The organism is Arthrobacter sp. SPT-J7 (genome assembly GCF_059089965.1).
In genome coordinates, this window is the sequence record NZ_JBNHFF010000005.1 from 264,675 (window position 1) to 281,041 (window position 16,367).

Below are 16,367 nucleotides of genomic sequence, written 5' to 3' on the forward strand. Positions count from 1 at the left end.
TTGTCAGTCGTGGGCGGGGTGCTCGTGGTCCAGGTGTCCGGCAGGCTCCAGTTGGAAGGTGGAGTGTTCCACGCTGACTACGAAATGCTCGGCCACGCACTGCTGGAGCTGGTCCAATACCTGCGGGGCATGGCCGTCCACGAAACAGGAATCCTCAATCACCACGTGTGCGCTAAGCACCGGGATGTTGGAGGAGATCCGCGACGCGTGCAGGTCGTGCACGGCCAGCACGTGCGGCACTTCCAGGATGTGCTGGCGGACGTCCTCCAGGTCGAGCCCCTTCGGTACCGTTTCCAGCAGGATGCTGCCGGCTTCCCGCAGGATCTTGAGGGTCCGCGGCACTATCAGCAGCGCGATCAGCATGGCGGCCAGCGCATCGGCCTGGGTCCATCCGGTCGTGGCGATAACGACGGCGCTGACGATCACGGCCACCGAGCCGAGGGCATCATTGACTACTTCGAGGAATGCGGCCCGCAGGTTGAGGTTGGCATTGCGGCCGGCACTGAGCACCAGCATGGACGCGATGTTTCCCAGCAGGCCGATAATGCCGAAGACCAGCAGTCCGTCCGCGTTGACCTCCGGCGGGACAATCAGCCGCTGGACACCCTCGATCAGCGCATAGATTCCCACGGCCAGCAAGATCGCCGCCTGCGCCCCCGCGGCCAGCACTTCCATCCGGAGGTAGCCCCAGGTCCGGCGCGGCGTGTGCGGCCGGACCATGAGCGACGCGGCCATCAGGGCAATCAGGAGGCCGCCGGCGTCGGTCAGCATATGTCCGGCGTCCACCAACAGCGCGAGGCTTCCGGTGAGGAAGGCGCCGATTAATGCGGCAGCGAGGATGGCCGTCGTGATGGCGAAGGCTATGGCCAACCGGCCGCGGTGGGTCGGTCCGGCATGATGGTGATGGCCGCTCATGCAGATGCCTCCGTCCCGGCCCGGCTTCCGGTGGCAGTGGGGCACAGTTCGACGGCGTAGCCTGTCGCTTCAAGCAAACGTTCGGCGGCAGCCAAGGCCGCCAGCAGTTCGGGCTCGGTGGTCAGCGAATACAACGACGCCCGTCCCACCGGGCGCGAGGTGACCAGGCCGCAGTCGTTCAGGCAGGCAAGATGCGCGCTGACGGTGGACTGGGCCAGCCCCAGATGCTCGGTCAGGTCGCGGACCTTGTGCTCGCCGGTGGTCAGGTGCTGCAGGATGGTCAGCCGGGTGGGATCCGAAAGGCTGTGGAACAAAGCGGCGGCCGGCGCCAAGTCCCCGGTTCGGTCCGAGGCGCGCTCCCGTTGCATCGTCATACGGCGATGATATCGGTTAGGCGCAGTATTCTCACCTCCGCCGGAGAGCTCGACTTCGGGTCCCTCCTCAGCGCCCGTAAGATGGCGGACATGAAGACCATTGACCGCTGTGCGCGCTCTTTGCAGCGGCCCGGATCCGGCGGGCGACCATGACGACACAGGAAACCGAACAGGTAGTCCTGCTGGACGAGAAGTTGAAGCCGTCCGGTGTGGCCGACAAGGCCGCAATCCACACAGGGGAGACGCCGCTGCATCTGGCATTCTCCTGCCACATTTCCGACGCCGACGGCCGAGTGCTGGTGACCCGGCGCGCGTTGAACAAACTGACCTGGCCGGGCGTGTGGACCAATTCCGCCTGTGGACATCCTGCGCCCGGGGAGGAGATGGCCGACGCCGTGCGGCGCCGCGTGCGCTACGAGCTGGGGCTGGAACTCAAAGACCTGCAGTTGGTGCTGCCGGACTTTCGCTACCGCGCGGTGGACGCCTCGGGAATCGTGGAGAACGAGTTCTGCCCGGTCTACACCGCGCTCGCGGTGGGGGAGCCCGATCCAAGGGAGGACGAAGTGGCCGAGTACCGCTGGGTGCGCCCGTCTGACCTGCAGACCGCCGCCACAGCGGCTCCCTGGGCCTTCAGTCCGTGGATCGTGCTGCAGCTCCAAGCTTTGGAGCAGCTGGCGTAGGCCAAATTCCTGAGGTGGGCTCCGCCGTCGTTATTCAGCCATGACGGGGCTGGATGTTATGACCGAGGCCGGGCGGGCCGCCGTGCCGGAGGTTTCCAGCCGGGCAATGAGCTCGTCCGGCCACATCGGGCGGCCGAAGTAGAAGCCCTGCACGTTCAGATTAGGGCAGCCGGCCAGCCATTCCACGGCCTCGGCGGTCTCGATGCCCTCGATCACCACATCCGCCTTCAACGCAATGAACATGGCGATCAGGTGGCTGACCACGATGTTCCGGGCGCTGTCGTCGTGCCCGCTGACCAGCGAGCGGTCGAGCTTGACGATGTCGAAGGCGAACTCGGTCAGCGAATTCATCGAGGAGTAGCCGGAGCCGAAGTCGTCCACGGCGATCTTGAAGCCCTCGCTGCGCAGCTGTGCCAGCATGGTCCGGCACTCCTCGGTCATTGTCCCCAGCGAGTTCTCGGTCAACTCAATGATGATGTTGAGTTCCGGTCCTTCGGCACGCATGCGGCGCAACCGGTCCACCACAGGGGAGCCCGGCGTGAGCTGGCCTAGCTCCACGTTGACGGAGACGGAGCGGAGGCTGGTGATCTCGCAGACGCGGATCATCGCCGCGGCCGCGCCGTCGATCACCTGGAGAGTCAGCTCGTTCAGCAGGCCCAGTCGGTTCGCCTCGGCTACCAGTTGGTCCGGGGCGATGATGCCCAGGTCCTCGTCCTCGTAGCGGGCCAGCGTCTCGAAACCGACGATCGCATCCAGGTCCAGTGCGACGATGGGCTGCAGTGCCACGCGCAGCCGGCGCCTGCGGATGCCGCGCTCCACGGCCACAGTCAGGCTGGTCTCGGAACCGGAGCCGGCTCGCTCGGACTCACGCAGCCGCTGCTGCATCCGTTTGTTGCCGTACATGCAGGCGTCCGCGTTGCGCAGCAACTCCTCAGTGTCCTTGGCCGGACGGTCGGAGTAAGCCAAGCCGATGCTGGCCTGGGCCCGCAGGGTACCGCCACGGATGGGAAGCGGGCGGGCGATCGCATCGGCGATGCGCTCGGCGGCGGAGCGCGCGTCGGCCTCGCTGCCGACGTCGCGGAGCACGACGACGAACTCGTCGCCGCCGATGCGCGCGGCCACATCTGCCTGACGGATCTCCGAGCGGATGCGCTGGGCGGTGGCCCTCAGCAGCAGGTCGCCCACGTCGTGGCCATGCTGGTCATTGACGGACTTGAACTCGTCCAGGTCCAGATAGACGACGGCGATCGCCTCGCCGGGGCGGCGGCCGGTGTTGATCTCGGTCAGCCGGTGCCACAGCGTGCGGCGGTTGCCCAGCCCGGTTAGCGCATCGGTGTCCGCCTGCAGTCGCAGCTCGTGCACCAGCTCGTCGTGCCGGACCATGATGCTGCCCACGTGGGCCAGCGCGTCCAGCACCTGCTCGTCTTCTTCGGTGAACTGAGCCCCACCGTTGCGGGACGCCACCAAATACTTGTCGCCGTCGTCCCAGCGGCGCATCCGGACGCCGATTTCCTTGTCCCTAGGAGCCTCGGCCTGGAGTGCAACCTTGTCTGCCCGCACGGAAGAACTGGCGGCAGCGAGCAGGGTCTTGTCGATCCCGTCGGGGCTCCAGGGCAGCTCCAGCGAGGCGTGCACCAAGCCGGAGAGGCGGCGGCGCAGGTCGGCGTTGCGCAGCCAGCCGGTCACGGCCAGCGCCAAGACCGAGGCGAAGACCAGGAAGAACGACTGAACGCCGTCGCGGTGGAACTGCTGGGCCGCGTGCTGCCCTGCCAGGCACAGGAGGAGGTTGATGGCCAGCGTGCCGAGCGCCGGCGGCCAGCCGATCCCGTTGCGGAACGTGCTGCGCCGCTGCGTCGACGTGGTGAAGGCGCCCTCAACCGCAATCGCCGTGAGGAAGAAGGCCAGCCAGCCGGCCAGCAAGGCGGCCTGCCAGATCAAGCCGGCAGCCTGGGCAGCTTGGAACACCGCCACCAGGATGGCGGCGGCGAGCAGGCGGCTGATGAACCAATACAGATCGGCCCAGCGGAAGCGTCGGAACACCACCCGGGTGGCCAGCAGCCCGACTCCCACCACCGCCACGGTCTGGTGTAGCGGCGCGGTGAGATCGTTACAGACAATCACGACGGCGGTCATCGCGGCCGTGGTCTGGCGCCGCATCAGCGGTGTATCCACGCGCAGGTGCCAGGCCAGGACCAGTACCGCCACGGAAATGACCGCCACCAGGCTGAGACGGGGCGGCGCGGCGACTGAGGCAGCAACAACCTGCACTAGCACCAGGAGGCCCGCGGCCGAAACACCGGCGATGGCGGCCCACGACAAAGCAGCCGCCGCTTTGGTGGCCGTCATGATGCTGCCGGCATGCCCGTTCCCCACTTCTGCCGTCTGATGCTTTCGTTTCACCAATCGTAGCTGTGAGGCGCAACCTATCGGCGTTGACTCACCGCGCTGCGCTCCGGTGATCGACCAGGGCCGCTTGCGTTTGGCGCCGGACCAAGGCCGCTTGTGGCTGCGTGGAGATCCGGCCTCTAGCGCCGGAAGGGCCGGCCGGAGGATCCGGCCGGCCCTTCCGGAGTGTTGCCGGTTTGGTCAGTGCTTCAGCAGGCCCCCGAGGAAGGAGGTGGGCCGCTGCATCTCACCGTGCTTGGCGCCCAGTGCAATGACCGTGCCGGCGAAGGCCGGGATGGTCCACTGCAGCGCCTTGAGTTGCGTCTGCGCGGCCTTCAGCTCTGGCGACGCCTCGGGGGAGGGCTCGGTGGCACCCTCGGCTCCCTCATCGGCCAGCCGTTCCACCTTCTTGCCCAGCATGCCGGCGTAGAGGGTGACGGCCGCGCCGGCTAAGGTGACAGCGGACTTGATGACGGTGTCCCGCATGACCCCTTCCTGCTTGAGCATCCGGCCTTTATTGCCCATAAGCAGGGAGACGCCGGAAGCCAGGTGTGCTGCAAAGGCAGCAGTCTGGACCGGCGCCCATTTCATCCATCCGGCACTGGACAATCGGGTGCGTTCGCGCGGATCCTGGGCGGTGGCGGCCGCTCCATTCAGGCCCACTGCGCCCATCAGCGAACCGCCGAACCAAGCGGCGGCAGTAAGGTCGTGCACAGAACGGGCCAAGAGATTTCCGGACATTGCTGACTCCTTAGTTGTGTGGTGGGTGCCGTGCGGCAGGAACCGCACTAAAGGTCGACGACGTCGTTCTTGCCGATGTCGTCAGCTTTGTTACCGGTGACCATCCCCTTGGCCAGCTTGAACAGCGTGGCCACCTTGGGGGAGTCCGGCGTCCAGTATTCGGCTGTGTGCGCCTCGACGTGAATCAACGCAACCGTCGGGTCGTCCTTGCCGTTCTCAAACCACGGCTCCATCGTGGGGCCCCACAGGTCGTCAATTTTCGCCTGGTCGCGGACGATCCTGGCCGTGCCCGAGATGGACAAATAACCGTCTGACCCGCTGACGGAAACGTTGACGTGGGGGTTGCCGCGGATTTCATCGGCTTTGGGCGAGGGATCCTGCGTCACGAACCACAGGTCGCCGTCGAACTCGGCTTCCTGCAGTGCCAACGGGCGGCTGAACAGCTGGCCGCTGGCATTGACCGTAGTAAGGACGGCAACGTCCGCGTCCTTCAGGATCTTGGCGACTTCCTTGCGTCCTTCATCATCGTTGGCCATGTAACCACCTTTCGTATCGGGTGCAGGGATTCCTCAGCATACTTTCTAATCTCGACGACGCCAATGGTGGTGGCGGAAGACTGCCCGGCGAAGGGTGCGGTTAACTGACCGGGCGAAAGGCGCAGCGAAGGGGCCGGAGCCAGCAGGCTCCAACCCCTTCGCCGCAGTGAATTTCCTGCGGGTTTACCCGGTCCGGACGCCGGCGAGCAGTTCGTCCAGCCGCTCGTAGCCCTCGGTCATGCCGGCTTCCATGCCGGACTGGGCCATGCCGTCGCGTGCCTCGAGCGAGGGGTAGACCGAGTGGCCGGTCAACTTGCAGCGTCCATTGCCGAGGTCCTCGAAGGTCATGAATTCGATGCTGACAACATCCGGATAGCCGCCGAACTCGAATGTCTGGACAGCAAACTCGTTCTCGCGGACCGTGTGGAAGACTCCGGTGAAGGCGTATTGAACGCCGTCGGGGCCAGTGTGGAGGTAGCGGTAGCTGCCGCCGGAGCGGAAGTCGTAGTGGTCGATGTCCATCTTCATGCGGCGCGGCCCCAGCCACTGCTTGATCAACTCGGGGTCCTTGTGGGCCCGGAAGACCTCGGCGACTGGATAGTCGAATTCTCGTTCCGTTTCGATGAACGGGACGCCGTCCGGGACGGTCACTGTGAGTGCGTTGCTCATGGTTTGTCCTTGGATAGTTGGCTGAGCACGGCATCCAGCCCGCGGTACTGCGCCTCGCGGACCAGCCGGTATTGGTCGATCCACGCCGTGAGCGTCTCGAGCCGTGCGGCGTTCAGGTGGACGGGCCGGCGCTGGGCATCCCGGGTGCGGGTGACCAGTTCCGCCTGCTCGAGGACCTGGATGTGCTTCGAGACTGCCTGCTTGGTCATCTCGAAGGGCTCGGCCAGTTCGTTGACCGTTGCCGGTCCGCGGCTGAGCCGGGCAATGATGCGGCGGCGGGCCGGATCGGCCAAGGCCATGAAGGCCCGGTCCAGGAGTGCCTCGTCGCTGCCATCAGTCACGGTATTCAACTCTTCCTTTGATCAACCTTTCGGTTGAATAATAAAATACTCCGATGGACGGGTGCGGTCAAGGGTGCCGGAAAGCTACTCCGATGGTGCGGATGCGGTCAATGGGCCTGAACGCTGCCCACGTGCCGACCGGCGTTATGCTCCCGTTCGATGGGTTCCTCGGGAGTGACCTTTCGGAGGCCGGTGGAACCTCGGTCGCACGGGCCGCCGGGCTGGCCGCAGCCGCACTGGCGCTTTGGTTCCTCCGCCCACCTCCGCCGTGGGCGGGTCGAGTGAAAGCCCGACCACTTCCGGGGCTACCGTCCTTCTGGCGCGCCGGTAAGCTGCCAGGCCGGAAGCGGAGCGGCGCCGCGGTGAAACGTGTCTCTCTGCCCGCCGTTCGGGGCCGAACACCAGCACCACAAAAGGGGCAAAGGCGAGGACGACGTCGATAACAAAGAGGGTGATTTCCATGGCGAGCTCCTGCCCTTGGCAAAAGGGTAGGCGCCGATTTGTCGGTGCACAATGGGGGAATTTTCAGGGGCGCTAAGCCATCGAAGGAGTGCCGTCAGTCGGACTGATCGAGGGGTGCGACGGCGGAATTTTCCTTGGCTGCCCCAGCGCCGCAATGGGGGCGGTGCGGTCAGCGGACGGTGACGTGGCCGGCGTCGACGTCCCAACGGGTGTCCAGCCGGACGTTTTCCAGCAGGCGGCGGTCGTGGGAGACCAGCAGGAGGGTCCCGTCGTAACTGTCCAGCGCTTGCTCCAGCTGCTCGATGGCGGGCAGGTCCAGATGGTTGGTGGGTTCGTCGAGCACCAGCAGGTTCACGCCACGGGCCTGCAGCAGGGCAAGGGCGGCACGGGTGCGCTCGCCCGGGGAAAGGGCACCAACCGTACTGGCCACCTGATCCGCCTTGAGCCCGAACTTTGCCAGCAGCGTGCGGACCTCTGCCTGGCTGTAGTCGGGCACCAGCTCCTCGAAGGCGGCGCCGAGCGGCCGGTCCTCCGCGAGCTGGCCGCGCGCCTGGTCGATCTCGCCGATGGCGACGCTGGCACCCAAGGCGGCAGCGCCGTCGTCGGGCTCCTGGTGTTCCAACAAGAGGCGCAGCAGGGTGGACTTGCCCGCGCCGTTGGGGCCGGTGATGCCGATGCGCTCGCCGGCATTGACCTGCAGCGAAACCGGGCCGAGCGTGAAGCCTTCCCGACGCACTGTCGCCTGGTTCAGCGTGGCGACCACGGAGCTGGAGCGCGGGGCGGCACCGATGCTGAACTGCAACTGCCACTCCTTGCGCGGCTCCTCCACCTCGTCCAGCCGGGCGATCCGGGACTCCATCTGGCGGACCTTCTGCGCCTGCTTTTCGGACGATTCCATGCTGGCCCGGCGGCGGATCTTGTCATTGTCCGGGTTCTTCTTCATGGCGTTCCGGACGCCCTGCGAGCTCCACTCGCGCTGGGTGCGCGCACGGGACACCAGATCGGCCTTCTTCTCCGCGAACTCGTCGTAGGCCTCCCGGGCGTGGCGGCGGGCCACGGCACGCTCCTCCAGGAAGGCATCGTAGCCGCCGTCGTACACCGCCACCTTGTTCTGCGCCAGGTCCAGCTCCACCACGGTGGTGACGCAGCGGGCCAGGAACTCGCGGTCGTGGGACACCAGCACCACGCCGCCGCGCAGGCCCTGTACGAAGGATTCCAGCCGGGCCAGCCCGGCCAGGTCCAAGTCATTGGTGGGCTCGTCCAGCAGCACCACATCGAACCGGCTCAGCAGCAAGGCGGCCAGCGCCGCCCGCGCGGCTTGCCCGCCGGACAGGCTGGTCATGGCGGCGTCCGGACCAACATCCAGCCCGAGTTCGGCGAGCACGGGCGGAATCCGGTCCTCCAGATCCGCGGCGCCGCTGGCCATCCAGTGGTCCAGCGCGGCGGCGTAGGCGTCGTCGGCCTGCCTGGAGCCGGAACCTAGCGCTTCGGCGGCCGACTCCATCGCTTCGGTGGCTTCGGCCGCGCCGGTGCGCCGGCCGATGTACGCGGCGATGGTCTCGCCGGGAATCCGCTCGTGTTCCTGCGGCAGCCAGCCGATGAACGCATCCGACGGCGCGGTGCTTACCGAGCCTGCCAGCGGCGCATCCACGCCGGCCAGGATGCGCAGCAGCGTGGTTTTGCCTGCGCCGTTGGCACCGACCACGCCCACCACATCGCCGGGAGCGACGGTCAGGTTCAGATTGGCGAACAGGGCGCGGTGGCCGTGGCCGCCCGAGAGGTCTTTGGCCACCAGCGTTGAAGTCATGCCTACCAGTCTAAGGAGCGACGGCGGTGTGCCGGGTCGTGCTGTGACGCGGCCCGGCGGGCTGTGGCCTCGACATGACCGGCGGGGGAGGGCGCGGGACCGGCTGGCTATGCTGGAAAAGGCCGCGTCGCAGCGCCGGGGGCGGTCAGAGCCCGGCAGCGTGCGGCGCCAGGATTGTGTGGACAAGCGCGAAGGCGGGATGCAGATGTCAGGGATAGTGGCTGCCTACGGGGAGTTCGATGGGACAGCGGGTGAACGGATGCTGGACCGGTTGGCTCACCGCGGACCCGACGGGTCGGGGTCACGCCGGGTGGGCAAGGCCTGGCTCGGCAGCCGGCAGTTGGCGATCGTGGATCCGGAACACGGGCAGCAACCCCTGGCCGGCCGCGACGGCGGGACCTGGCTGGTCGGCGATGGCGAGATCTATAACTACCGCCGCATCCGGGATTGGCTGGGGGACGAGCGCTTCAGGACCAGCTCGGATCTGGAGGCTGCGCTGCAGCTGTACGAGGAACTTGGCATCGGCGCCTTCGAAAAGCTCTGGGGCCATTTCGCCTTGGTGATGGCCGGTGATGACGGGCGATTTGTCGCCGCCAGGGACATGCTCGGATTGTCCCCGCTGTACTGGGCGCACCGTAACGGGACAGTGCTGTTCGCCTCCGAGATGAAGGCGTTCGACGACGAGTGGCGGCCTTTCGTGGAACCTTTCCCGCCGGGCCACGCGTGGACGCCGGTTGAGGGGCTGGTTGCCGGACCCGCTTTCCCGGCAGGCGCCCCGGTGCTGCTCAAGAGCCGGCGTCCGGAGGAGAATCCTCCGCAGTGGGTCTTCGATGCCCTGCGCGACACCTTGGTCCGGGCGGTGGAGCGGAGCCTGCCGGCCGATGTGCCAGTGGGCGTGCTGTTGTCCGGCGGGGTCGATTCAAGCATTGTCACCGCAGTGGCGGCCCAAAAGCTCGCAGAGCGCGGGGAGAAATTGCAGACGTTCGCCGTCGGGCTGGAAGGAAGCGCCGACCTGCTGGCCGCTCGGGTGATGGCGGCCGCGGCCGGGACCGAACACCATGAGTTGGTCTACACCGCCGAGGACGCTATCGGGCTGGTACCGAAGGTGATTGCCAAGCTGGAATCCTTTGACCCGACGCTGGTGCACAGCGCGGTGCCGAACTACCTGGTGTCCCGGCTGGCGGCTGAACACGTGAAGGTGGTGCTGGTGGGCGAGGGAGCCGACGAATTGTTCGCCGGTTACTCGCATTACGGCCGCCACGACAGCGGCGAGGCGCTTCACGAGGAGCTGCTGGACACGATCGAAGGCATGCCCATTGGCGGATTGCAGCGCGTGGATCGGGTGGCCGGTGCCCATGGGCTGGAACCGCGGCTGCCCTTCTTGGATCTGGATGTGGTGGAACTGGCCTTGGCGTTGCCACCGGCATGGAAGTTGACGGGACCGGAACGGCCAGCCAAATGGCTGTTGCGTCAAGCCTTCGACGGGATGGTTCCGCAGGAGGTGCTTTGGCGGCGGAAGGAGCAGTTCGGCGAAGGCACCGGTATGAACGATGTGCTCCGTGAACATTTTGAAGCTTCGGTCAGCGAAGCGGATCTGCAGCGCGACGCCGGCGTCCTGGACCCGCCGCTGCGGACCCGTGAGGAACTGGCTTACTACCGCATCTTTGCCGCTGCCCTGCCGGGGATCGATGCACAGAAGACGGTGGGGCGTTTCGCGGAAGCCTGAGAGCCGAGCCGCTTAACGCGAGCATGAAGACAGCCGGCGGCCGCCAGTCCAGGAGACTGGCGGCCGCCGGCTGTTAATTGGGTGCGGCGGTTAGGCTAGCTAGCCCACCAAGCCTTGCTCCTTCAGCCAGTCTGCGGCGACATCGCGGGGATCTTCGCCGTCGTTGTCCACGCGGCCGTTGAGCTCGGTGATGACTTCATTGGTCAACGCGGCGCTGATCGGTGCCATGATCTCGGCAATGGCCGGGTGCTCGTCCAGGGTTTCCTGACGGAGGGTCATGGCGCCCTGGTAAGGGACGAAGAACTCCTTGTCATCCTCCAACACCGTAAGTTCGTTCGAGACGATCCGTGCATCGGTCGAGAAGACTTCCCCAAAGGCACAGGATTCGCCGACCTGGGTGTAAATGAGGTTCAGGTCCAACTCCACCGTCTTGCTGAACTCAAAGCCGTAGGCCTCCTCCAAACCAGGGAGCCCGTCGTCGCGGTTGATGAATTCACTGGCGGCGCAGACAGCACCTTGGTCCGGGTTCTTCTGGATGAAGGCGGCGGCTTCGCTCATGTTGGTGATGCCTTCGGCCTGCGCAAACTCCGTCTTCACGGCGATCCGGTAGGTGTTTTCGAACGGCGCCGGTTCCAGCCAGGCGATGCCGTTCTCGGCGTCTTCCTTGGCGACGGCGCCGTAGAGGTCTTCCGGCACATCCTCGGTGGTGTGGCCCAGGACGTTGACCCAGCCGGTTCCGGTGTAGTCCCAATAGAAGTCCACTTGGCTCGACTCCAGAGCTTCGCGCACGGTGGCACTTCCGGAGATGCCCGTCTTGTCCTCTACCGTGGCGCCGGCATCCTCCAGCGCGACGGCCGCGATCTGGGCCAACAGGATGGATTCGGTGAATTCCTTGGAGCCCGCAGCGAATTTCGCGCCCGCGAGCTCGCCGTCACTGGTCGATCCGCCGGTGTCGCCGCCGCCGCACGCGGTGAGCAGCAAGGCCAGGCCGGCGCCCAACGCGGCAACCGCCGCCATCCGTGGAGTTTTCGCTTTCATCATTCCTCTTTCGTCATGCAGGGGATGGTTTAGAGCCCTTTCGGGCGCAGGAAGTCTTCGGCGAGGCTCGCCAGATAGTCGATCAGCAGCGCCAGCACCGCGGTGAGCGCGGCGCCGACAATCTGGACCAACACGCGGTTGGTGGACAGTCCGGCCACGATGATGTCGCCCAGTCCGCCCGCGTTGATGTAGGTCACCAGGGTGGCCGTTCCCACGTTGATCACCAGCGCGGTGCGCACACCGGCCAGGATGACGGGCACCGCGAGAGGCAGTTCAAGCCTGCGCAGGACGCCGAACTTGGAGATGCCCATGCCTCGGCCGGCCTCCAGGACGGATTCGTCCACCTGCTCCAGGCCCACCATGGTGTTGAGCAGCACCGGGATGATGGCGTAAAGCACCAACCCCACGATCGCTGCCTGGAAGCCCAGGAACAGAAAAGCGACCGCCAGCAGGACCAGCACGGCGATGGTCGGAACCGCCTGGCCCAGGGTCAGCAAGGTGATCAGGTAGGGGCGGATCCTCCGGGCGGCCGGACGGGTGAAGAGAATGCCCAGCGGCACGGCTATCACCAGCGTCAACAACGTCGAGACAGCGGTCAGCTGCAGATGCCTCCAGACGGCGGACGCCAAGTTGGCCGGGGCCAGGGCACGGGCCTCGATGGTGTCCAGTTCCTGCGCACCCACATACAGATACAGGGCAAGGCAGGCCATAGCCAGGATTACCGGCACCAGCAGATATCCGGTCAGGCTTCGGTGCCGCGTCCTGGCCGGTGTCTGTACCACAAGGTCTTGGTCGGGCACGGCGTTCTGTAGTGCGCCTGCGGGCACGTCAGTCACCCGCCTGTCCGGCTACGGCCACCTCGTCCAGCCCGGCCCGGGCTCGAGCAACAGCAATGCCCCGCATGGCCCGGACGGCCTCGTTGATTTGGTCGATATCCACCACGCCCTGGTAGACCCCGTGGGAATCCACCACGATGGTCACGCTGTAGCGGGCGGTGATCAATTGGTTCAGCGCATCGGACAGCGTCGCCCTCGGCTCCAGCATCGCTTCCGGTGCCAGACCGACCTCGTCCAGCGCCTTCGTGCCCGCCCGGTGCAGGTCATCCGCACCCACCCAGCGGCGGGGCCGTCCGCCGGCGTCGAGCACCAGGAGGGCAGAGCGGTCGCTGCGCCGCAGTTGCTCCAGCGCCTCCTCGGCCGGCGTGTCCACCCGGACCGTCGGCCACGGGGTCAGCTCGATGTCGGCCACGTGGCTCAGGCTCAGCCGCTTCAAGGAGGCGCCGCTGCCGATGAAGTCGGAGACGAAATCATTGGCAGGGGCGGTCAGGATTTGCTCCGGAGTGTCATATTGGGCGATCCGTGAGCGCTCCTGCAGGATCACGATCCGGTCGCCCATTTTGATGGCCTCATCGATGTCATGCGTGACGAACACGATCGTCTTTCGAACCTCCGACTGCAGGCGCAGGAATTCGTTTTGCAGCCGGTCCCGGGTGATCGGGTCGATGGCCCCGAACGGTTCATCCATCAGCAGCACTTCCGGGTCTGCGCCCAAAGCACGGGCCACCCCGACACGCTGCCGCTGTCCGCCGGATAGCTCCTTGGGGTAGCGGTTGCGGTACGTCGCCGGCGGCATGTTGACCATCTCCAGCAACTCGTCCACCCGGGCGGAAATCCGTTTGTTGTCCCAGCCCAAGAGCTTGGGCACCGTAGCCACGTTTTCGCCGATGGTCATGTGCGGGAACAGCCCGATCTGCTGGATGACGTAACCGATGCGGCGGCGCAGCTGGTCGGGGTCGGTGGAGGTGACGTCCTCACCGTCCAGGATGATCTGGCCCGAGGTGGGCTCGATGATCCGATTGATCATTTTCATGGTGGTGGTCTTGCCGCACCCCGACGGGCCGACCAGCACCACGATCTCGCCCTCGTGAATGTCCAGGCTCAGGTTGTCGACCGCATTGTCCTTTTGCCCGGGAAACCTCTTGGACAGGTTCTGCAAGCGGATCTTCACCGGGCCGGGCTGCGGGGTCTGATGGTCAAGTATCGTCATCGGATTCCTTTGGAGGTAGTCAGCTTGCGGACGGCGTAGAACAGCAGATCGAACAAGATGGCGAGGACAACGACGCCAAGCGCGCCAGCCAGCACCAAATTGACGGCCACGGGCGTGCCGACCCGCGCCAGGCCGGTGAAGATCAGCTCTCCGTACCCTGGCCCCAGCACGATCGCGCCGATGGCGGCGATGCCCAGCAGGACCAAGGTGGTGACGCGGATTCCGGTAATGATCACCGGCCACGCCAAGGGCAGTTCGATCCTCAGCAGCCGCTGGGTACGGCTCATGCCCATGCCCATGGCGGATTCGACAATGGCAGGATCCACTTCGCGCAGCCCGGTGATGGTATTGCGGACAATGGGCAGCAGGCCGTACATCGTCAGCGCTACGACCACGGGCAGGGCGCCCAGGCCCAGCGGCCCGATGAGGAGGATGAACAAGGCAAACGAGGGAACGGTCAGGAAGGCACCGGTGACCGCGAGGACTATTTCACGCGGCCGTTCACGCCGATAGGTGAAGATGCCCAGGCTGACGCCGATGACGGTGGCGAGCACAACAGACACGCCCACGAGCACCGCGTGCTCGATGCCCAGTTCCAGCATGTCGTCGGCACGGTTAACGAGGAATTCGAAGAAGTTCACACATTCCTTTCTGCGGTCTCGGCCGGGAGCTAGGCGCGGCGAGACCACGGCGGGTGTGGGTTCTGATGCAAAAGTGGCGGATGATACGACTGCCCTCAACTCTAGTTGATCTGGGCTGCCGCCCGCCCGGCGCCGGTTTCCGGCCGCGGCGTTGGGGCCGGGCAGTCAGTCGCGAATCCGGACAGCCGTCTCCCGGAGGAACTGGTCCACCCGTGTGTAGGCATCCCGGGTAAGTGCTTTCCACAGACGCATTGCCAGCCGTGGGTCCCGTTCCTCCAGTTCCTCAATCGCCTCGGAGGAAAGCACCATGAGCTCAACCGGGCCGTCCGCTTTCTCGGTGGTTTCTTGCCGGTCTTCACTGCCCAGCGCCAGTTCGCCGAACGTCATGCCGGCGCTCAGCGTGCTCAGCTTGACCCGCCGCCCCTCGGAATCGGTGACGATGGTGCTGATCCGCCCGGAGACAATGAAGTACACCCCGCCAAACCGTTGGCCGACCCGCCGAACGATCTCGCCGTCGTCGTACTTGGCGGGCTCCATGTGTTCCACCAGCGCCACAATCTCATCCGGCTCCAGCGTGCCCAGGGCCAGCGAATGCTCCACCGGCACCGACGTTGGCACGCCCAGCGGATCACCGTAGCGGGAAATGAGCCGGTTTTCGGAGAACTCAACCGCGCCGGTGCGGGTATCGAAGACCGGCACGGGCCGACCCGTGTCGGTGAAGACGTCGGCGAGAGTGTCTTCGGGATCGATCAGCAGCAGTTCACGGTTGTCCGCGGCCAAGTTCTCCTCCAGGCGGGCGAACATGCGCAGTGCCACGCCGCCGATTTCATCGACGCGGCGCAGGTCCAAGAGCACCAGTTCAACATCGTCCGGAAGTGAACTGATCTCCCGGACCATCGATTCCGTACCGGCAAACAGCAGGTCACCGCTGAGCTCGATCACTTGCGCCCGATGACCGTTCTCCCGCAGCACCTCGGCTGACTCTTCCGTGCGGCGAATGCCGGAAGGAACGGTCGTGATGTCGTAGCTTGCGCGGATCGCAGAACGTCCGGCACGGGCCGAACGGACAAAGTGCATCTCCATGTCCTCCGACAGCCGCCGGCTCACGGCAATGCCCCGGACCGACCCGCCGTGCGCGTCGAGCGGCGGGGAGAACACAGCCACTCCTACCTGGCCGGGCAGCACGGCCAAGGTGCCGCCACCGACGCCGGACTTTGCCGGCATCCCGACGTGGCTGACCCAGTCACCGGCGTCGTCGTACATGCCCGAGGTCATCATGACGGACAGCACCCGCTCCACCGGCCCGATGTCCATGACGTGGTTGCCGGTGACCGGGTTGGTGCCGCCGTTGGCCAGGGTCGCCGCCATGATGGAGAGGTCCCGGCAGGTCACCTGTACCGAGCACTGGCGCAGGTAGTTCTCCAACGCGGTGGTTGGGCTGTCTTCGATGATGCCGAACGAACTCAGCAGGTAGGCGAGTGCGTGGTTGCGGTCGCTGTTGCGCAGCTCGGCTTCAAACACCCGCGGACTGCTCTTCAGCTTCCGACCGGCGAAATCGGAGTAGGTGTTGACGATCCGTTTGATCGCCGACCGACCGCCGGAACCTTTAATCATGCCGGTGACGGCCAGCGCACCGGCATTGATCATCGCGTTGGCGGGCCGGCCGGTGCCTTCGGCCAGGGAGATCTCGTTGAACGGATCCCCGGATGGCTCCACATCCACTTTCTGGTCCACGGCGTCGAACCCCAGCTCGGCCAGCGCCAGCGCATAACTGAACGGCTTGGAGATCGACTGCAGCGTAAACTCCTTGCGCGTGGTTCCCACTTCGTAGACGTAGCCGTCCACCGTGGCCAGGCAGATCCCGAAGTCGTCCGGATCGACTACCGCGGAGGCAGGACCAACCAGATACGGGGTGCCGTCCCGGAGCTCTGAGACCTCGGCGTGCAGGGTGCGCAAGTAGCTGTCGATCGGCGATTCCATACCACCAGCGTAATTGGGTGTGCAGG

Annotated in this window: 15 protein-coding genes; 2 read left to right on the forward strand and 13 right to left on the reverse strand. The window is 65.9% G+C overall.

Features of this window, described 5'->3' with window-relative positions:
• Positions 1–3 precede the first annotated feature (3 nt).
• Both AC5RWX_RS10870 and AC5RWX_RS10875 read right to left on the reverse strand, forming a co-directional pair.
• Positions 4–915, reverse strand: a complete 912-nt coding sequence (locus AC5RWX_RS10870) for a cation diffusion facilitator family transporter (protein ID WP_493957088.1) — start codon at positions 913–915, stop codon at positions 4–6.
• Entirely contained in the window at positions 912–1,289 is a 378-nt protein-coding gene (locus AC5RWX_RS10875; protein ID WP_493957089.1) for an ArsR/SmtB family transcription factor, read from the reverse strand. Before AC5RWX_RS10875 ends, AC5RWX_RS10870 begins: the two co-directional genes overlap by 4 nt.
• A gap of 149 nt (positions 1,290–1,438) precedes the next feature.
• On the opposite strand from AC5RWX_RS10875, the gene idi reads away from it, so the two are divergent.
• Positions 1,439–1,969 carry an isopentenyl-diphosphate Delta-isomerase gene (idi, locus tag AC5RWX_RS10880; protein WP_493957090.1) on the forward strand — a complete coding sequence of 177 codons (531 nt, stop codon included), beginning with the start codon at positions 1,439–1,441 and terminating at the stop codon, positions 1,967–1,969.
• 30 nt (positions 1,970–1,999) lie between these two features.
• Here the strand turns inward: idi and AC5RWX_RS10885 are convergent, their stop codons facing one another.
• From AC5RWX_RS10885 to abc-f, 6 genes are all read right to left on the reverse strand, one after another.
• On the reverse strand, positions 2,000–4,369 hold the full coding sequence (locus AC5RWX_RS10885) for a putative bifunctional diguanylate cyclase/phosphodiesterase (protein ID WP_493957091.1): 2,370 nt from the start codon (positions 4,367–4,369) through the stop codon (positions 2,000–2,002).
• 186 nt (positions 4,370–4,555) lie between these two features.
• Entirely contained in the window at positions 4,556–5,095 is a 540-nt protein-coding gene (locus AC5RWX_RS10890; RefSeq protein ID WP_493942145.1) for a hypothetical protein, read from the reverse strand.
• Between the two features lie 47 nt (positions 5,096–5,142).
• The gene (locus tag AC5RWX_RS10895) at positions 5,143–5,631 is read right to left on the reverse strand and encodes a pyridoxamine 5'-phosphate oxidase family protein (RefSeq protein WP_493957092.1); all 489 of its coding nucleotides are present in this window, start codon (positions 5,629–5,631) and stop codon (positions 5,143–5,145) included.
• Positions 5,632–5,814: 183 nt separating this feature from the next.
• Positions 5,815–6,300 (reverse strand): SRPBCC family protein, encoded by a 486-nt coding sequence (locus tag AC5RWX_RS10900; protein ID WP_493942143.1) that lies wholly within the window; start codon positions 6,298–6,300, stop codon positions 5,815–5,817.
• The gene (locus AC5RWX_RS10905) at positions 6,297–6,599 is read right to left on the reverse strand and encodes an ArsR/SmtB family transcription factor (RefSeq protein WP_493942148.1); all 303 of its coding nucleotides are present in this window, start codon (positions 6,597–6,599) and stop codon (positions 6,297–6,299) included. The genes AC5RWX_RS10900 and AC5RWX_RS10905 overlap by 4 nt, the downstream gene beginning before the upstream one ends.
• A gap of 673 nt (positions 6,600–7,272) precedes the next feature.
• Positions 7,273–8,910, reverse strand: coding sequence for a ribosomal protection-like ABC-F family protein (gene abc-f / locus AC5RWX_RS10910; protein WP_493957093.1), 1,638 nt, complete (start codon positions 8,908–8,910; stop codon positions 7,273–7,275).
• 178 nt (positions 8,911–9,088) lie between these two features.
• On the opposite strand from abc-f, the gene asnB reads away from it, so the two are divergent.
• Complete coding sequence (gene asnB, locus AC5RWX_RS10915) at positions 9,089–10,636, forward strand: asparagine synthase (glutamine-hydrolyzing) (protein ID WP_493957094.1); 1,548 nt, start codon at positions 9,089–9,091, stop codon at positions 10,634–10,636.
• A gap of 99 nt (positions 10,637–10,735) precedes the next feature.
• On the opposite strand, the gene AC5RWX_RS10920 is transcribed toward asnB, so the two are convergent.
• From AC5RWX_RS10920 to glsA, 5 genes are all read right to left on the reverse strand, one after another.
• Positions 10,736–11,653, reverse strand: coding sequence for a glycine betaine ABC transporter substrate-binding protein (locus AC5RWX_RS10920; RefSeq protein ID WP_493957095.1), 918 nt, complete (start codon positions 11,651–11,653; stop codon positions 10,736–10,738).
• A 50-nt stretch (positions 11,654–11,703) separates the two neighbouring features.
• Positions 11,704–12,510, reverse strand: coding sequence for an ABC transporter permease (locus AC5RWX_RS10925; RefSeq protein ID WP_493957096.1), 807 nt, complete (start codon positions 12,508–12,510; stop codon positions 11,704–11,706).
• Positions 12,503–13,720: an ABC transporter ATP-binding protein gene (locus AC5RWX_RS10930; protein WP_493957097.1), complete on the reverse strand. Its 1,218-nt coding sequence runs from the start codon at positions 13,718–13,720 to the stop codon at positions 12,503–12,505. The genes AC5RWX_RS10925 and AC5RWX_RS10930 overlap by 8 nt, the downstream gene beginning before the upstream one ends.
• On the reverse strand, positions 13,717–14,361 hold the full coding sequence (locus tag AC5RWX_RS10935) for an ABC transporter permease (protein WP_493942082.1): 645 nt from the start codon (positions 14,359–14,361) through the stop codon (positions 13,717–13,719). Before AC5RWX_RS10935 ends, AC5RWX_RS10930 begins: the two co-directional genes overlap by 4 nt.
• Before the next feature lie 165 nt (positions 14,362–14,526).
• The gene (glsA, locus tag AC5RWX_RS10940) at positions 14,527–16,341 is read right to left on the reverse strand and encodes a glutaminase A (protein ID WP_493957098.1); all 1,815 of its coding nucleotides are present in this window, start codon (positions 16,339–16,341) and stop codon (positions 14,527–14,529) included.
• Between the last annotated feature and the right edge of the window lie 26 nt (positions 16,342–16,367).